We start from the raw sequence: 15,910 nt of genomic DNA, 5'->3' as shown, positions 1-15,910 counted from the left end.
CCCCCTAAGCAGTCAGCGCTGGTCCGGCACCCCGGTCTGCAGGGCCAGAGCATGCAGCACGTCACCCATCTGGCCGCGCAGCGATTGATAGACGAGCTGATGCTGCTGAACGCGGGATTTGCCGCGGAACGATTCCGAGATCACCGTCGCGGCGTAATGGTCGCCGTCGCCAGCGAGATCGCGAATCGTCACCTGTGCGTCAGGGATGGCAGACTTGATCATCTGCTCGATATCGTGGGCATCCATGGGCATCCCGGTGCATCTCCTTGTGTCGGGCAGGCGCCGCATCCCGTGGACGATGTAGCCCGCAGGGCCCGCGGCTTGGCTGCAGCTCCCATCAGTGGCCCGCGGAGCGCGGCGAATCAAGGCGTTCTCGCGGGACCGTGATAGTGAAATCTAGCGCGAACCGCTTTCGAGGTCACGCGCGGAACCACTATATACCGGGACCAGACGAGATGCGTCGGACTGGGTGACGCACCCAAATGGCCGAATCGCGAGGACGACGACATGAAGCTTCCAGGACCGGATCATCCGATCACCGTCACCCCCAATCCGAAACGCGTACGGGTGATCGCCGACGGCGTCGTGATTGCCGACACCACCCGCGCGTTGACGCTGAAGGAAGCGAGCTACCCCGCGGTTCAATACGTGCCGCGGGCCGACGCCAACATGGCGGCCTTGCACAAGACTGATCGTGTCACCCATTGTCCGTACAAGGGGGATGCGAGCTATTTCAGCGTCATCGCCAACGGCAAGACATTGGACAATGCGATCTGGAGCTACGAGGCGCCCTTCCCGGCGATGACCGAGATCTCGGGCCACCTGGCGTTCTATCCGGACAAGGTACGGATCGAGGAGGTCGCAGCTGATTGAACTGCGGTGACAGCCCGCCGCGCGGCCGGCACGAGGCCCATACCGGCGCGGCGGTCGTTTCGATCACTGACCTGATGGCGTGCTACACTCTAAAAATCGTAAGCCCGAGAATCAGCAGCACGAGGAAGATCACCAGGAAGATATAGAACAGGATCCGCGCAATGTCGGCGGAAGCTGCCGAGATGCCGGTGAAGCCGAGAATACCGGCCACCACCGAGATCACGAAGAACAGCAGCGCCCATTTGAGAATAGTCACGGTATGGTCCTCCGGTTCTGCGCCATGCCGGCGCGGCGCCTCACTAACGATGACGCGGGGAACCGGTTCCTTCGGCCATCGGTCCCGGTGCCGAAGAAATGCGCAACCCACGACAGTCCCGGCCGTAACTTCGTAGGTCGTTGGTTCGTAAGGATATCGGGAGCGGAAATCGGCAGAGTGTGTGAGAAACCGGCTTGCGGACCGCGGCACTTGCTGATTTGCAGCACCAACGACGACATCTGGTAGTCCGGCGCCGTCATTCGCTCGCTTTTGGGCGACTCCAGCGAATGGCGGTGCCAGGGGGTCACACGAGCTCATCCACTCATTCCAGCTCGCGCAGCCTGGACGACGTTTGCATGACGCCCCGCGGCGAAGGGGGGATGCGATCGTCACATCCGCTGCACGGGCCGGGCAGCAGCGACGCCGGGGGGCGTATGGTCATATCGGTTACACAATCGGCGGCGGCCGCAAAGGTCGAGCTTCAGGCCCGCCCGCGCGCCCGGGCACGCAACGCCGCGCTCGATCACGCCCGGACATTCCTGACGCTGGTGGTGCTGCTCCACCACGCCGTGATTCCCTATACCTATTTCGGGCACACCGATCCGACGTCCTTCCTCGGTTTCGACGCCATCGTGCTGGCCACCGACAGCTTCTTCATGGCCATGTTCTTCTTTCTGTCGGGCCTGTTCGTGTGGTCGGGCCTTGCCCACAAGTCGACGCTGCAGTTCCTGCGTGACCGGCTATTGCGCCTTGGCCTGCCCTTCGCCATCGCGGCCCTGACCGTCATTCCGCTTGCCTATTACGCGATCGAGCTGCGCGCCAATCCCGACGCCAGCTTCGCTGCCTTCTGGTGGAAGACGGTCACGGTCGGTCCATGGCCGAGCGGACCGATCTGGTTCATCTGGGTGCTGCTGGCGTTCGACACCTCGGCAGCCCTTTTGTACCGCGTCTCGCCGCGCCTGCTGGATCCGATCAATCGGCTGTCGCAGCGCGCCTTCGAGCATCCGCGCGACTTCTTCTTCGTCTTCCTGCTGATCACGGGCGGGCTCTACATCCCGTCCCGGCTCTATTTCGGCCCGACGTTGTGGTTCGAGGCAGGACCGCTCTCGGTGCAGGCCAGCCGCGTCTTGCTCTACGCCGCCTATTTCTACGTCGGGGCTGGCATCGGCTCGGCCAATTTCGAACGCGGCCTGCTGGCCGCAGAAGGGCAGATGTCGCAGCGCGGACTCGGGGCCTGGATCGTGGTCACGCTCGTGCCCTATGCGCTGCTCTGGGTGCTCATCACGATCAAGCGCCAAGTGCTGGGCAATCCGCCCGTGTTGCCGCAATGGTACGAGGCGGCCTATGGCTTCTTGTTCGTCATCTTCAGCGCCGCGATCCTGTTTGCGATCCTGTCCTACTTCCTCAACAACCGCCGCTCGGAATTCTCCGTGCTCGATCGCATGCAGGCCGATGCCTATGGCATGTTCCTGGTGCACTATCCGATCGTGCTGTGGATCCAGTACTGGCTGTTCGACTTCGGCCTGCCAGCCATCGCCAAGGCGACAATCGCCTTTGTCGGCAGCATGCTGCTGAGCTGGGGCGCGACCTGGGTGCTCAGGCAGATTCCGGGGGCGAAGAACGTGTTGTAGGACGGTCCTGCCTCCTCCGTCATTGCGAGGAGCGCAGCGACGACGCAATCCAGACCGCATCCGCGGATGGCCGTCTTGGATTGCTACGCTGCGCCCGCAATGACGCTGGGCGAGGCCAACGCTCTCACGACGAACTCCGTCGTCGTCGGCCAGCGTGCCTGACTGTGACAGCCGTGGCGTGCGTCCGGGGTCAGGCGGCTGACCCGCCCATGTATTTGGGCAGCCAGCTTTCGAATCCCGTCCTGAGCGCGGCGACCTCGACGGCACCATCGCCGGCGATCGCCAGCGCAGTGCCGCCTGTCGTGCCGATGCGCGTGCACGGCACGCCGGCGCCGCGCATCTTGGCGAGCACGCGGCCAGCCTCGGTCTCCGGCACCGTCACGAGATAGCGCGCCTGGTCCTCGCCGAACCAATAGGCATGCGGCACGATCGAGGCAGGCGCGGCCAGCAGCCGCGCGCCGATGCCGGAGGCCATCGCCATCTCGGCGAGCGCGACGAGCAGACCACCGTCGGCCAGATCATGCGCAGCTGTCGCCGTGCCCGCATGGATCATGCCGCGGACGACATCGCCGATGCGCTTCTCGGCGGCGAGGTCGACAGGCGGCGGAGCGCCCTCCTCCCGGCCGCAGACGTCGCGCAAGTAGACCGACTGGCCGAGCCAGCCATGGGTCTCGCCGATCAACAGGATCGCCTCGCCCTCGGCCTTGAAGGCGATGCTCGCCGACTTGGTGAAATCATCGAGCAGCCCGACGCCGCCGATCGAGGGAGTCGGCAGGATCGCGCGGCCGTTGGTCTCGTTGTAGAGCGAGACGTTCCCAGAGACGACGGGGAAGTCGAGCGCGCGGCAGGCCTCCGAAATGCCTTTCAGGCAGCCGACGAACTGGCCCATGATCTCGGGCCGCTCCGGGTTGCCGAAATTGAGATTGTCGGTGATCGCAAGCGGCCGGCCACCGACTGCGGTGATGTTGCGCCAGGCTTCGGCGACGGCCTGCTTGCCACCCTCGAAAGGGTCGGCCTCGCAATAGCGGGGCGTGACGTCGACGGTGAGCGCAAGCCCCTTCGGGCCATCCTGCACGCGCACCACGGCGGCATCGCCGCCGGGGCGCTGCACGGTGTTGCCGAGGATCACATGGTCGTACTGCTCCCAGATCCAGCGCTTGGAGCACAGATCGGGCGTTGCGACGAGCTTCTCCAGGGCCGGGATGATGTCCAGGGGCGGCTTGACCTCGCGGGCGTGGATCACCGGCAGCGCCGATGAGGCCACGTGCGGACGGTCGTACAGCGGCGCCTCGTCGCCGAGCTCCTTGATCGGCAGGTCGGCCATGACGTCGCCGCCATGCTTCACCACGAACCGCTTGCTCGGCGTGGTGTAGCCGACCACGGCGAAGTCGAGCCCCCATTTGCGGAAGATCGCTTCCGCCTCCTTCTCCTTCTCCGGCTTCAGCACCATGAGCATGCGCTCCTGACTCTCGGAGAGCATCATCTCGTAGGCGCTCATGCCGATCTCGCGGGTCGGCACGGCATCGAGATCGAGATCGACGCCGAGGTCGCCCTTGGCGCCCATCTCGACCGCCGAGCAGGTCAGGCCGGCCGCACCCATGTCCTGGATCGCGATCACGCAATCGGCGGCCATGATCTCCAGGCACGCCTCCAGCAGCAGCTTCTCGGCGAAGGGGTCGCCGACCTGCACCGTCGGGCGCTTCTCCTCCGAGGAATCGTCGAACTCGGCCGAGGCCATCGAGGCGCCGTGGATGCCGTCGCGGCCGGTCTTGGAGCCGAGATAGACGATCGGCATGTTCACGCCGGAAGCCGCCGCATAGAAGATCTTGTCGGCGTCGGCGAGGCCGACCGCCATGGCGTTGACCAGGATATTGCCGTCATAGCGGGTGTGGAAGCGGGTCTGGCCGCCGACCGTCGGAACGCCAAACGAGTTGCCATAGCCGCCGATGCCGGCCACCACCCCGGACACCAGATGCCGGGTCTTGGGATGCTCCGGTGCGCCGAACGACAGCGCGTTCAGGCAGGCGATCGGGCGTGCGCCCATGGTGAACACGTCGCGCAGGATGCCGCCGACGCCGGTGGTCGCACCCTGATACGGCTCGATGTAGCTCGGGTGGTTGTGGCTCTCCATCTTGAACACGACCGCCTGGCCGTCGCCGATGTCGATCACGCCGGCGTTCTCGCCGGGGCCCTGGATCACCCAGGGCGCCTTGGTCGGCAGTCCCCGCAGATGGATGCGGGACGACTTGTACGAGCAGTGCTCGTTCCACATCGCCGAGAAGATGCCGAGCTCGGTAAAGGTCGGCACCCGCCCGATCAGCTTCAGGATGCGCTCATATTCATCGGGCTTCAGCCCGTGGGCGGCGACGAGCTCGGGGGTGATCTGCGGTTCATTGCGCATGGAGAAATGCCTTTGCCCGTGGGCCGCTGGTCCCTTGAAGCCTGCTTCATAGAAAGATCGCCAGGGCGGGAAAAGGCCTTTTACGGCCCTATTCCGCCCTGTCCAGAGCTTTGGCCCGGACCCGCAGAGCGGGATATTTGCAGATTGGCGACCAATCGGATTTAAGACGGTAAATCAACAGTTAAAGGCCCTGACACGTGCACGACCTGTCCCGTTCCGCCTTCGAGAACCGCCCTGGCATCCACATCGCGACCGACGGCGAGTTCGCCGGCTGGCGGACCTGGATGCGCGACAGCTACGAATCCCACACCGGGCCATTCTGGCACCGGATGGAGGACGATGGCTCGATCCGCTGCGCCTTCCGGGTCGAGAAGAAGCACCTCAACGGCGGCGGCAATGTCCATGGCGGCTGCCTGATGACATTCGCCGATTACTGCCTGTTCGCCTTCGCCGCGCCGATCATGCAGGGCCCGGGTGTCACGGTCTCGTTCTCGAGCGAATTCCTCGACGCGGCGCGCGAGGGTGAATTGATCGAGGCCACAGGCGAGGTCACCCGCGCCGGCGCGTCGCTGATCTTCCTGCGCGGCATGCTGCATTCCGGCCCAAAGCCGCTGTTCTCGTTTTCCGGCACCATCAAGCGCATCAGGCGGCGGACACCGGAGGCGGCGAACTCGCCGTAGGGACGGAGCAAGGGGGATCGCGCTCAACTCTCTCCGCCGTTCCGGGGCATTCGCGCGCAAAATGGCGTAGCCATTTTGAAGCAGCGCGAATGAGCCGGCAGCCGCAAAATGGTCGAAGAACAGCGCCACGCGCATCCCGCCTCCCAAGACATGCGTGGTTATGGATTCCGGGCTCGCGCTTCGCGCGCCCCGGAATGACGCGCGGAGAAGATGTACCCTGCCGTTGCGGAGCTACCCCGCGATCTGCTTCTCGGCGATCGCGATCCACTCGGCCTGCGCCTTGCGCACATGTCGTGGCGCGCGCTTCATCTGGATCAGCAGCTCCGTGAACACGACCTTGGCTTCATCGATCCGGCCGACCAGCTTGAGCAGCGTGCCGTAGCGGACCTTCGCCTCGCTGCCCGGCGCATAGTCCAGCAGCGCCTGGTACTCCTCGATGGCCTCATCGATGCGGCCGGCTTCCTGCAAAGCCCGTGCATAGAGCAGATGCGCCTCGGCCGAATTGTAGTCCGGCCAGCTCTTCTGCAGCTCGTCGAGCGTCGCCAGCGCATCCGCTGGGCGGCGGCGCGCGAACTGCGCCTTGGCCTTGCCCAGCGCGAACAGCGGCTCGTGGCCCATCGGCAGGCTCAGGATGTGATCGTAATGCTGCTCGGCCTCGTCATAACGCCCGACCGCAACGCATTCCTCGGCCAGCGCCGCGCGGTTGGCGATCGTGTCCGTGATCGCGACACGATCGGACAGCTCGCGGTAGTCTTTCTCGGGGTCCAGCTTGTTGGCGACGCGCTTGCGCGCCTTCTGGACGTCGTGGCTGCCGAGCCATTCAGGCACCAGCTCGACGACGATGTAGGCGAGCGCGCCGATCATCGGCACCATCAGGATGATGAAGGCCCAGGGCTGCAGACGGCCGGTCCGCGACGCATGGTAGATCAGCGAAATGTCGAGCAGAAGTACGACGAGCGCGATAGGCACGGCAGATCCCCAACTCACGGCGAGATTTTACACGCCGACGTTGATAGCGTGGCCGGCCAGCCCGGACAATCCCGCGCTCACGCAGGCCGTTGCGGACGATCCCGTTTTGACGCATCACGGCCACAGCAGGTTCAATGGACGCACGCCTGTGGCGTCGGCCTCCGCGACGCTCGTGGCTAAGCTCCCACGGGGCCCCGGCGAGATTCATCGAAGCGAAAGAACGCCGAGGGATTGTCGACCAGAAGCCGCTGTCGCGCCGTCTCCGACGGCGCGATCTCGGCCACGAGGTCGGCCAGCACCGCATCGTCCGGCATTTGTCCCTTGATGTTGACGTGCGGCCAGTCGCTGCCCCACAGCACGCGCTCAGGGGCGTGCGCGGCAAGGCTTCGGGCGAACGGCACAACGTCATGATAGGGCGCGCCCTCGCGCGAGATGCGATCGGCACCGCTGAGCTTGATCCAGACCCGCCCGCTGTCGAGCAAGCGGCACAGAATCTCCTGACAGGCGCCGAGATTCCGGCCGAGGTCCGGCCGGGCCATGTGGTCGATCACCACACGCACCTCGATGGCCGCGATCAGCTCGGCATAGCGGATGAGATCGGCGCCCGTGACATGAATGGCGACATGCCAGTCGAGCGGCCTCACCAGCGCGAGCACGGCCCGCATGTGCTCCGCCGACGGCGCGCCGCCGAGATGCGCAAGGAAGTTGAAGCGGGCACCGCAGACGCCGGCTGCATCGAGGCGCGCGACCTCCGCAGCCGTGACCTCTGCGCCGAGCACGGCGACGCCGCGGTAGCGGCCTTCTCCAACAGCCAGCGCATCGAGCAGCGGGCGATGGTCGCGGCCATGACCCTGGCTGTGCACGATGACGGCGCGATCGGTGCCCAGCCGATCGTGCAGACGGCGCAGCGCCGTTTCCGACGCCTCCGGCGGCGTGAAGCTGCGATCGTCGGGCAGCGGAAAGCGGTCGAACGGACCGAAGATGTGACAATGCGCATCGCAGGCCCCTGCCGGCCATGCGCGGGAAACGGCAGCCATGCCCGTGCTCATGGGTTCAGTCACAGCGGGCGCTCATGCCGCCATCGACAACGATCTCGGTGCCGGTGACGAAGCGCGCCTCGTCGCAGGCGAGGAACAGCGCGGCGTGGGCGGTGTCGCGGCCGTCGCCCATGAAGCCGAGCGGGATGCGAGCCTGCCGCGTCCGCAGCAGCGCCGCGACATCGCCGCCGGCGCGCTGCCCAGCGAGGCGCGCCTCGACCATCGGCGTGTGCATCTGGCCAGGCACCACCGTGTTCACGCGCACGCGCTGCGGGGCATACTGCACGGCAACGACGCGCGAGAACTGGATCACCGCGGCCTTGGCCGAGGCGTAGCCGACCTGCGCCGATCCGGTCCAACGGATGCCCGAGGTGGAGGCCGTGTTGACGATGGCCCCGCCGCCCTGCGCCGCCATGTGCGGCAGCACCGCCTTGCAGGTGAGGAAGACGCTCTTCACGTTGAGATCGAGCTGCGCGTCCCAGCCCTGCTCGCTCAGCTCGACCGGGCCTCCCGGCGCCGAGCCGCCGACGTTGTTGACCAGAATATCGACGCGGCCGAACGCTGCGATACAGGCGTCGACCATCGCGGCGACATCCGCCGCATCGGTGACGTCGCAGCGGTGGGCCTGGATGATGCCGCCGTGGTCCCGGGCGCGCGCCAGCGTCTCGTCCATGCGGCCGCCATCGCGGTCGACGGCGAGGACCCTGGCGCCCTCGCGCGCGAAGATGACCGCCGCGGCGCGGCCGTTGCCCCAGCCCGGACCGACGCAGCCGGCACCGGTGATGATCGCGACCTTGCCCTCCAGGCGCTTCGTCATGGTCATGGCTCCAGCTCCGGCGTCTCGCCATCGGGCAGGCCGATGTCGAACGCGTTGAGGGTCAGCGCCACCAGCCCGTAGTAGCCGATGATGCCGACGAGATCGACGACGCCGCGCGTGCCGAGGGTTGCGGCCGCCAGCGCGTGCAGATCGTCCGGCACGCGGCCGCTGGCGAGCAGCAGCCGGGTGTAGTCGTGAACGAGCTTCGCGGCGGGATCGGTGAACTCTGGATCACACCGTTGCGCGATCGCGTCGATGACCGACGGGGCGATGCCCGCCGCGAGCCCATCCCGCTTGTGGGCATACCATTCGACATGCGAGGTCCAGTGACGTGCCGTCACGAGGATCGCGAGCTCGGACAGCGCAGGCGGCAATGACGTCTCGTAGCGGGCGAACTCGCCGAGCTTCTGGGCCCGGCGTCCGAGCTCCGGACTGTGCAGCCAGGCCCGCAGCGGCGCCGGGATCCGGCCGCGCCGGCCGGCGATGGCCTCTTCGGCCACCGCGCGCTGCGTCTCGTCCATCTCGGCCGGGGCAAGGTCCTTGATGCGCATGCGATGCTCCTGGTCACGAGGCGCGAGGAATCGGCTGTGTCGCGGGCGTGGCAAGAAAAGCCGTCAGCCGCCCCGCCAGCTCGGCCGGGGCCTGCACCTGCATCAGATGACCGGCCATGTCGATGGTCGCGAACGCCGCGCCGGGAATGAGACGGGCGAGCGCCTCGACCTGCGCCTGCGGCCGCAACAGATCATGCGCGCCGGCAAGCAGCAGGCAGCGCTGCCGAACCTCCGCGAGCCGCTCGCGCAGATCGACCTCGGCGAACGCCAGGTTGTTATGGGCATATCCGACCGGATCGTTGCCGAGGAAGCGGCCGAGATAAGCGAGGTAGGCATTGCGGTCGGTTCGCAGCACCGGCGGATAGGAACGCTCGAGCGTATCCGCCGCCACGGCGCGCATGCCGGCGCGCATGCAGAGCGCGGAGCGCGCCGCCAGATACTGCACGCGACCAGCATCGACGCTGAGGGCCGGCGCGCACAGCGCCAGCGCGCTCACGCGCTGCGGATGCGCCAGCGCGAAGCTGACGGCGAGCGCCGCACCGGCGGCGACGCCGGCGATATCGACCGGTCCGTCGGTGCCGAGCGCCCTCAGCAGCCGGTCGAGGTCGCCGACGTGATCGGCGAAGCCGAACGGCGCGCGCGGCTTTTCCGACAGGCCGGCGCCGCGCAGATCATAGCGCAGCACCCGCAGGTCGTCGGGCAGCTCGGGCATCAAGGCATCGAAGCTTTCGAGGCTGCCGCCGAGCTCATGCAGCAACACCAACGTCCTCGCGCCACCGCCGCGCAGCTCATAGCGCAGCGTCAAGCCGTCGAGATGGATGAAGTTCATCGGCAAGGCGCCCGTCTCATCGTTGTCGGCGCGCGGTTTGACTCGCCCTGGGCCGCTTGCAATAAACTGCGGCGGGCAGCGGCGCGGAGGACACGGCCATCGACATCCGCGAGCTTCGTTACTTCGTGCAGGTGGCGCGCGCCGGTAGCCTGAGCCGGGCATCGGCATTGCTTAATGTCGCGCAATCCGCGCTCAGCCGGCAGCTGATGAAGCTGGAGGACGAGCTTGGCGTCGCGCTGCTGGTGCGGCACGGCCGCGGCGTCCGCCTGACCCGCGCCGGCACGACGTTCCTCGAGCACGCCCATGCCGTCCTGCTGCAGATCGACCAGATGCCCGGCGCGGTGCGCTCGCCGGATTCGAGCTTCGCCGGTCACATCGCGCTCGGGGTGCCGCCGGTCGCGGGCCTGCGCATCGCGCCGTCCGTGGTGGTCGAACTGCGCCGGCGCTGGCCGCAGGCCTCCGTGCAGGTCCGCGAGGGCATCAGTTCGTCGCTGGAGGAATGGCTGCTGGACCGCCGGCTCGACATCGCCGTGCTCTACAATCCCCCGCCGCTCGACGGCATCGCGCTGACCCCCATCCTGCACGAGCGGATGGTCGTCGCCCTGCCGCCGGCCAAGCGCGGCGACACCGTGGCCGAGACGATCGGCTGGCGCGAGCTGGCCGGCCTGTCGCTGATCCTGCCGAGTCTTCCGCACAGCAACCGGCGGCTGATCGAGCAGGCGGCGATCCAGAACGGCACGCGGCTCAACGTCGCCTTCGAGGTCGACAGCGTGAGCATGACGAAGGCCATGGTTCGGCGCGGTCTCGGCGCAACGATCCTCGCCCATGCCGCGGTCGTCGCCGAGGCGAAGCGCGGCGAGCTCACCGTGCGGTCGATCGAGCGGCCGCCGCTGATCTCGACCGTCTCGATCGGCATGCCGCGGGAACGCCAGCCGACCTGGCTGGCCGACGAGCTGCTGGCGCTGATGCGCGAGGTGATCGCGCAGAGCGTGGCGGACGGCGCCTGGCCCGGCGCCAAGATCATCGGCGACTACGTGCGCTGAGCTCATTCGCCCGCACCGGCGATTGCAGCGTGGCCCTCGTCGACGGCCGCCTCCGCGACCGTCGCCGCGGTGCCGCCCGCGAGATAGGCATCGAGCCTGGCGGCATCCAGCGCATTTTCCCAGCGCGCGATGACGAACACGGCAACGGTGTTGCCGACGACGTTGGTGAGCGCGGTGCAGGTCGCCATCAGGCGGTCGATGCCGAACAGCAGGCCGAGGCCGTTGAGCGGCAGCACGCGGACGGATTGCAGGGTCGCCGCGAGCTTGATGAAGGCGCCGCCCGCGACGGTGGTGCCGCCCTTCGAGGTCAGCAGCATGACCGCGAGCACCGCCAGCTGCTGGCCGTAGCTGAATGGCGTGTCGGTGGCCTGGGCGATGAAGCCGACGGCAATCGCCATGTAGATGCCCGTGCCGTCGAGATTGAAGCTGTAGCCGGCCGGCAGCACGAAACCGACGATGGCGCCGTCGCAGCCGGCCTGCTCGAGCTTCTGCATCAGCCGCGGCAGCGCAACCTCGCCGGACGCGGTCCCGAGCACCAGCAGCAGCTCCTCGCGGATCAGCCGCAGCAGCTTGAGCAGCGACAGCCGCATGATGGCGCACACGCCGCCGAGCACGACTGCGACGAAGACGACCGCCGTGATCCAGTACAGCAGCACGACCTTGCCGAGATAGAGCAGCGTGGCGCCGCCATGCGTGCCGATCGCCGCCGCCATGGCGCCGAACGCCCCGAGTGGCGCCAGCTTCATGATGAAACCCAGCATGCGGAACAGCACGTCCTGCCCCTCCTCGATGCCGCGCAGGATCGCCGACTCCGTCTTCAGGCCGACGCTCAGCGCCGCGCCCACCATCACCGAGATGAACAGGATCTGGAGAATCTCGCCCTTGGCGAAGGCGTCGACGATCGTGGTCGGGATGATGCTGAGGAAGAAGCCGATAGCCGTGAAATTGCTCGCGGCGTTGGAGATGCGCGTCACGCTGTCATTGAGCGCGAGGTTGCCGGCATGGAGCCCGTCGCCGGGCTGGAACACGTTGACCGCGATGAAGCCGACGACCATGCCGAGCGTGGTCAGGATCTCGAAATACAGCAGCGACTTGAACGCGAGCCGGCCGAGCTGCCTCATATCGCGGACATGCGTCAGCCCGAGCACCACCGAGCAGAAGATGATCGGCCCGAGCATCATGCGCAGAAGTGCGATGAACGCATCGCCGAGCGGCTTCATCTGAACGGCCGCCTCTGGCGCCAGCAGGCCGACGGCGATCGCGAGCAGGATCGCGATCAGGACTTGGACATACAGCTGGCGGATGATCGCCATGGCTCGTTTCGCTCCCCTTGTGGACGAGATGGAATCTCGTTCCCCGTTGTGAGCGAACTGAAGCAGAGCCGGACGTGCTATGTCCAAATCAATCTTTCGATGGCCTCCCATGCCGCAGCGGCAAGGGAGGCCATCGATGAGACAAGGCGCAGCCGCGCCTCGGCCCTACTGCTGCTGGTCGATGACCTGCACCACCTTCTGATCGCGCGGGTCGACCAGCACGACCTGCTCGCCGATCGCTAGATACTGGTAGTTGGCGAGCTCCGGATTGCTGCGCGCGAGCTCATCGGGCACGCGGCGCAGGCTCAGGCAGCTCGATCCGGACGAGGACGACGACGATGTCGTCGAGCCCACAGTGCCCGTCTCGGTGGCGGCGCGGCGCAGAATCTGGCGCTGATCGTCCGACAGCACGATGCGGGTCGAGCCGACGCCATAGCCGCCGCGATCATAGCCGCGGTCCGCGCGCATGCCGTTCTGCGGGATTACGTCGACGATCTCGCGGCTGCGCGGGTCGACGATCGCGATCTCGTCATGGATCACGGTGTACTCGTAGCCGCGATATTCCGGCACGATCGTCACGATGTCCGACGGCAGCGGACGCGGCCGCACGCGCTCGGGCAGGCGCTCGCCGACGTTGATGTTGATGTTGAGATTGGTACGCGCCTGGTCGAAGTCGTGATCGCGCTTGAGCTGATCGACCACGCGGGTCTTCTGCTGCTCGTTGACCGACAACTGCGTGCTGGAGCGGCTGCCATTGGGCTGGGTCTGATTGTTGGCCTGCCCGGTCTGATCACGCTGACCGGCGCCGGTCGGCTGGTTCTGCTGCGCGGTCGTGTTCTTGCTGTCGGCCGCGTTCGGCTGGTTGGCCTGCTTGTTGCGGTCGCCGGTCTGCTTGTCCGCGGCCTCGTCGGACGTGCCGGTCTTGCGCTCGTCCTGGCTCTGCCGGGTCTTGTCCTTATCGTGATCATTGCGATCGGCCTCACGGTCGGACTTCCGATCCGTCGCCCCCGACTTACTCTCGGCGGCGCGATCCTCGCCCTTGCGCGGCTCGTCGGCGCGCCCCTGCTGTTGCTTCGACTCAGCCTTGCTCTTGCTGTCAGACTGCTTGTCGGCCTGCTTACTGTCAGTCGACGACTTCGACTCGGCGTTCTCCTTGGCCTCGCGGCCACGCTCGGCGGCCGCACCGCCCTTGCTCTCGGCGCTCTGCTTGGCATCATGTGCCGACCGCTCGGAGGACCTTTCCTGAGCCTGCTCGCGTCCTGCTGCGGATGAAAGCTCGCCACGGCGCTGCTCCTGCGCGCTCTGCTTTGCCTCGGCGCCGGCACGTTCCGCCGCGGCGGCGCCGCCCTTTGCCTCTCCCTTCGCCTCGGCAGCCGGACGCGTGGCCTCGTGCGCCGTCGCAGCGGCCGGGCCTCCCTCGCGCTTCATGTCGCCTTGCGCCGATGCAGCACCTGATGCCGTTCCGATCGCCAGGATGATCGCGGCCGTTCCCAGCCAATGTTTCGTCGTCATATGAGAACCTCCTTGGATCCCTGCCCCATTCGCTGGCGGACAACGCAAACAGCCGCCCGGCGTTGCCGGACGGCGCGAGAAAAAACTCCGGAACGATTTTGATGAACGGCTTCGGCGCGCCGTCACGCGATCATTTTGACCGTGGCGCGAGCAGAAGCATGACCGGGACCGCGAATTGCTTGAAGTTGGCCGTGCTGTTCGCCTCGCCAGTCGCGGAGCTGATCAGGCTGGCACTGCCTCTCGCGCCGAACAGCATGCCGCTCACTTGATATTCCTTCTCTCCGCCTGGCGACACTTTCAGGCGCCGTGCATAGAACATGCGCGGCAGCCCGCTGCCCTTGCCGCCCTCGACGCCCAGAATCGTCGTGGTCTGACCCGGCACGCGCTGGTCGAGCAGCTTGACGGTCTGGTCCTGGGAGGCGCGGAATTGCTCGATCGTCATCGTCGTGTTGGGTCCGTAGAGCCGGTAGCTCACCTTCGAGCCAGGGCCGCATTTCGCATCGTCGCACAGGAAGAAGGTCACATCGGTGCCGTTCGGCCGCTGCGGTTTCCAGCCGCCCACGGTGAACGGCAGAGGCGGTGTGGCGACCGACGGCGTCGTCGACGGGGTCTCGGCCCGAGCGGCGCCAACGCCCGTGACGAGCGAGAGCGACACGGACAGGAGAAGCCAGCGCAGGGCGCGCTGAGTGAGAGGCAGCGTCGACATCAAGGCACCGTCGGGATCGAGGAAGTGGCAGGCAGGACGGACGTCAGGGACGATCCGGGAGATGGAGGACGTCCCGCAACCTCGATCACCAATCGGTCGTTTGTGGGTCGGGCCGGGCGAGCGGCCCGACGGAAACGTCACGGGCGCAGCCCGCCGATCAGGCTGCGCGGTCGAGATGGGCGACGAGGCCGGCGAACAGGCCACGGCCGTCGGTGCAGCCCATGATGTCCTCGACGTGATTCTCGGGATGCGGCATCATGCCGAGCACATTCCCGTTCTCGTTGACGATGCCGGCGATGGAATGCGCAGCGCCATTGATGTTGCTGATGTCGCCGACCTCGCCATCGGCTGAGCAGTAACGATAGAGCACGCGCCCATCGCCATTGAGCCGCTTCAAGGTCTCCTCGTCGGCCGCATAATTGCCCTCGCCGTGAGCGACCGGCACGCGGATGACCTGACCCGCATTGTAGCCGCGGGTGAACGGCGAATCGGAGCGCTCGACCCGCAGATGCACGTCCTTGCAGATGAACTTCAGCTTATCGTTGCGCATCAGCACGCCCGGCAGCAGGCCGGACTCGCACAGGATCTGGAAGCCGTTGCAGACGCCGAGCACCAAGCCGCCCTTGGCGGCGAAATCGCGTACTGCGTCCATCACCGGGGCCCGTGCCGCGATCGCGCCACAGCGCAGATAGTCGCCATAGGAGAAGCCGCCGGGCACCACGACGAGGTCGGTGCCCTTCGGCAGCGACGTCTCGGCGTGCCAGACCATCGCAGGCTCATGGCCGGAGATCATGCGCAGCGCGCGGGCCATGTCGCGTTCGCGGTTGATGCCGGGGAAGACGAGGACGGCGGATTTCATGATGCTACGTGTTTGCCCGATAATGATCCCCTCGCAGCTTCGCGAGAGTGTGTGAGTCCGACGAGAGCTCTCTGTTCAACGCTCGCGCACCAGCAAGCAGCTCATCGACAGAATGTTCGACACGGACCTGATCACGCGGGATTTCCAGCAGAAGCTCGTAGATCTCGCGGTCGATCACGGCCATTGCCTACCCCAGCAACTCCACCCGGTAATTCTCGATCACCGTATTCGCCAGCAGCTTGTCGGCGGCCGCCTTCAGGGCGGCCTCCGCCTTGGCCTTGTCGGCACCGGCGAGCTCGATGTCGAACACCTTGCCCTGCCGCACGCTGGCGACGCCGTCGACGCCGAGCGATTTCAGGGCGCCCTCGATCGCCTTGCCCTGCGGATCGAGGATGCCGGATTTCAGCGTCACCGTGACACGCGCTTTCACGTC

18 protein-coding genes are annotated in these 15,910 nt (G+C 66.7%); 4 read left to right on the top strand and 14 right to left on the bottom strand.

Features of this window, described 5'->3' with window-relative positions; genetic code table 11:
* Positions 1-12 precede the first annotated feature (12 nt).
* Complete coding sequence (locus QW887_RS12480; protein ID WP_315714834.1) at positions 13-252, bottom strand: BolA family transcriptional regulator; 240 nt, start codon at positions 250-252, stop codon at positions 13-15.
* A gap of 255 nt (positions 253-507) precedes the next feature.
* Between QW887_RS12480 and QW887_RS12475 the strand changes: the two genes are divergently transcribed.
* Positions 508-873 carry a DUF427 domain-containing protein gene (locus tag QW887_RS12475; protein WP_315714835.1) on the top strand — a complete coding sequence of 122 codons (366 nt, stop codon included), beginning with the start codon at positions 508-510 and terminating at the stop codon, positions 871-873.
* 82 nt (positions 874-955) lie between these two features.
* Here QW887_RS12475 and QW887_RS12470 read toward each other — a convergent pair whose 3' ends face one another.
* Entirely contained in the window at positions 956-1,129 is a 174-nt protein-coding gene (locus QW887_RS12470; protein WP_012045337.1) for a DUF1328 domain-containing protein, read from the bottom strand.
* Between the two features lie 434 nt (positions 1,130-1,563).
* Here QW887_RS12470 and QW887_RS12465 point away from each other — a divergent pair, with 434 nt between their 5' ends.
* Positions 1,564-2,760, top strand: a complete 1,197-nt coding sequence (locus QW887_RS12465) for an acyltransferase (RefSeq protein WP_316194581.1) — start codon at positions 1,564-1,566, stop codon at positions 2,758-2,760.
* A 190-nt stretch (positions 2,761-2,950) separates the two neighbouring features.
* Here QW887_RS12465 and purL read toward each other — a convergent pair whose 3' ends face one another.
* Positions 2,951-5,161: a phosphoribosylformylglycinamidine synthase subunit PurL gene (gene purL, locus QW887_RS12460; RefSeq protein ID WP_316194580.1), complete on the bottom strand. Its 2,211-nt coding sequence runs from the start codon at positions 5,159-5,161 to the stop codon at positions 2,951-2,953.
* 197 nt (positions 5,162-5,358) lie between these two features.
* On the opposite strand from purL, the gene QW887_RS12455 reads away from it, so the two are divergent.
* A complete protein-coding gene (locus tag QW887_RS12455; RefSeq protein ID WP_315714838.1) occupies positions 5,359-5,841 on the top strand; it encodes a PaaI family thioesterase in 483 nt (160 codons plus the stop codon).
* Positions 5,842-6,072: 231 nt separating this feature from the next.
* On the opposite strand, the gene QW887_RS12450 is transcribed toward QW887_RS12455, so the two are convergent.
* From QW887_RS12450 to QW887_RS12430, 5 genes are all read right to left on the bottom strand, one after another.
* The gene (locus tag QW887_RS12450) at positions 6,073-6,810 is read right to left on the bottom strand and encodes a tetratricopeptide repeat protein (protein WP_315826311.1); all 738 of its coding nucleotides are present in this window, start codon (positions 6,808-6,810) and stop codon (positions 6,073-6,075) included.
* A 176-nt stretch (positions 6,811-6,986) separates the two neighbouring features.
* Complete coding sequence (locus QW887_RS12445) at positions 6,987-7,847, bottom strand: amidohydrolase family protein (protein WP_316194579.1); 861 nt, start codon at positions 7,845-7,847, stop codon at positions 6,987-6,989.
* A gap of 16 nt (positions 7,848-7,863) precedes the next feature.
* Entirely contained in the window at positions 7,864-8,664 is an 801-nt protein-coding gene (locus tag QW887_RS12440; protein ID WP_316194619.1) for an SDR family NAD(P)-dependent oxidoreductase, read from the bottom strand.
* Between the two features lie 2 nt (positions 8,665-8,666).
* Positions 8,667-9,215, bottom strand: a complete 549-nt coding sequence (locus QW887_RS12435; RefSeq protein WP_316175504.1) for a carboxymuconolactone decarboxylase family protein — start codon at positions 9,213-9,215, stop codon at positions 8,667-8,669.
* 13 nt (positions 9,216-9,228) lie between these two features.
* Positions 9,229-10,044 (bottom strand): alpha/beta fold hydrolase, encoded by an 816-nt coding sequence (locus tag QW887_RS12430; protein ID WP_316194578.1) that lies wholly within the window; start codon positions 10,042-10,044, stop codon positions 9,229-9,231.
* 98 nt (positions 10,045-10,142) lie between these two features.
* On the opposite strand from QW887_RS12430, the gene QW887_RS12425 reads away from it, so the two are divergent.
* Complete coding sequence (locus QW887_RS12425) at positions 10,143-11,087, top strand: LysR family transcriptional regulator (RefSeq protein ID WP_315729347.1); 945 nt, start codon at positions 10,143-10,145, stop codon at positions 11,085-11,087.
* Positions 11,088-11,089: 2 nt separating this feature from the next.
* Here QW887_RS12425 and QW887_RS12420 read toward each other — a convergent pair whose 3' ends face one another.
* The 6 genes from QW887_RS12420 to purS all read right to left on the bottom strand — a co-directional run bounded on the left by QW887_RS12420 (position 11,090) and on the right by purS (position 15,907).
* Positions 11,090-12,400, bottom strand: a complete 1,311-nt coding sequence (locus tag QW887_RS12420; protein ID WP_315714843.1) for a cation:dicarboxylate symporter family transporter — start codon at positions 12,398-12,400, stop codon at positions 11,090-11,092.
* Positions 12,401-12,565: 165 nt separating this feature from the next.
* Entirely contained in the window at positions 12,566-13,828 is a 1,263-nt protein-coding gene (locus tag QW887_RS12415) for a DUF1236 domain-containing protein (protein ID WP_316185390.1), read from the bottom strand.
* A gap of 214 nt (positions 13,829-14,042) precedes the next feature.
* Positions 14,043-14,618: a hypothetical protein gene (locus QW887_RS12410; RefSeq protein WP_316185389.1), complete on the bottom strand. Its 576-nt coding sequence runs from the start codon at positions 14,616-14,618 to the stop codon at positions 14,043-14,045.
* Positions 14,619-14,775: 157 nt separating this feature from the next.
* A complete protein-coding gene (purQ, locus tag QW887_RS12405) occupies positions 14,776-15,477 on the bottom strand; it encodes a phosphoribosylformylglycinamidine synthase subunit PurQ (protein WP_316185238.1) in 702 nt (233 codons plus the stop codon).
* A 4-nt stretch (positions 15,478-15,481) separates the two neighbouring features.
* Positions 15,482-15,661, bottom strand: coding sequence for a hypothetical protein (locus QW887_RS12400; RefSeq protein ID WP_316185236.1), 180 nt, complete (start codon positions 15,659-15,661; stop codon positions 15,482-15,484).
* Positions 15,662-15,664: 3 nt separating this feature from the next.
* On the bottom strand, positions 15,665-15,907 hold the full coding sequence (gene purS, locus QW887_RS12395; RefSeq protein ID WP_315706343.1) for a phosphoribosylformylglycinamidine synthase subunit PurS: 243 nt from the start codon (positions 15,905-15,907) through the stop codon (positions 15,665-15,667).
* Positions 15,908-15,910: the final 3 nt, after the last annotated feature.

The sequence above is a fragment of the Bradyrhizobium sp. SZCCHNRI3052 genome, assembly GCF_032484895.1.
Taxonomy (GTDB): domain Bacteria; phylum Pseudomonadota; class Alphaproteobacteria; order Rhizobiales; family Xanthobacteraceae; genus Bradyrhizobium.
The sequence above is the reverse complement of the archived record's forward strand: the minus strand, read 5'-3'. Positions and strand labels throughout refer to the sequence as shown.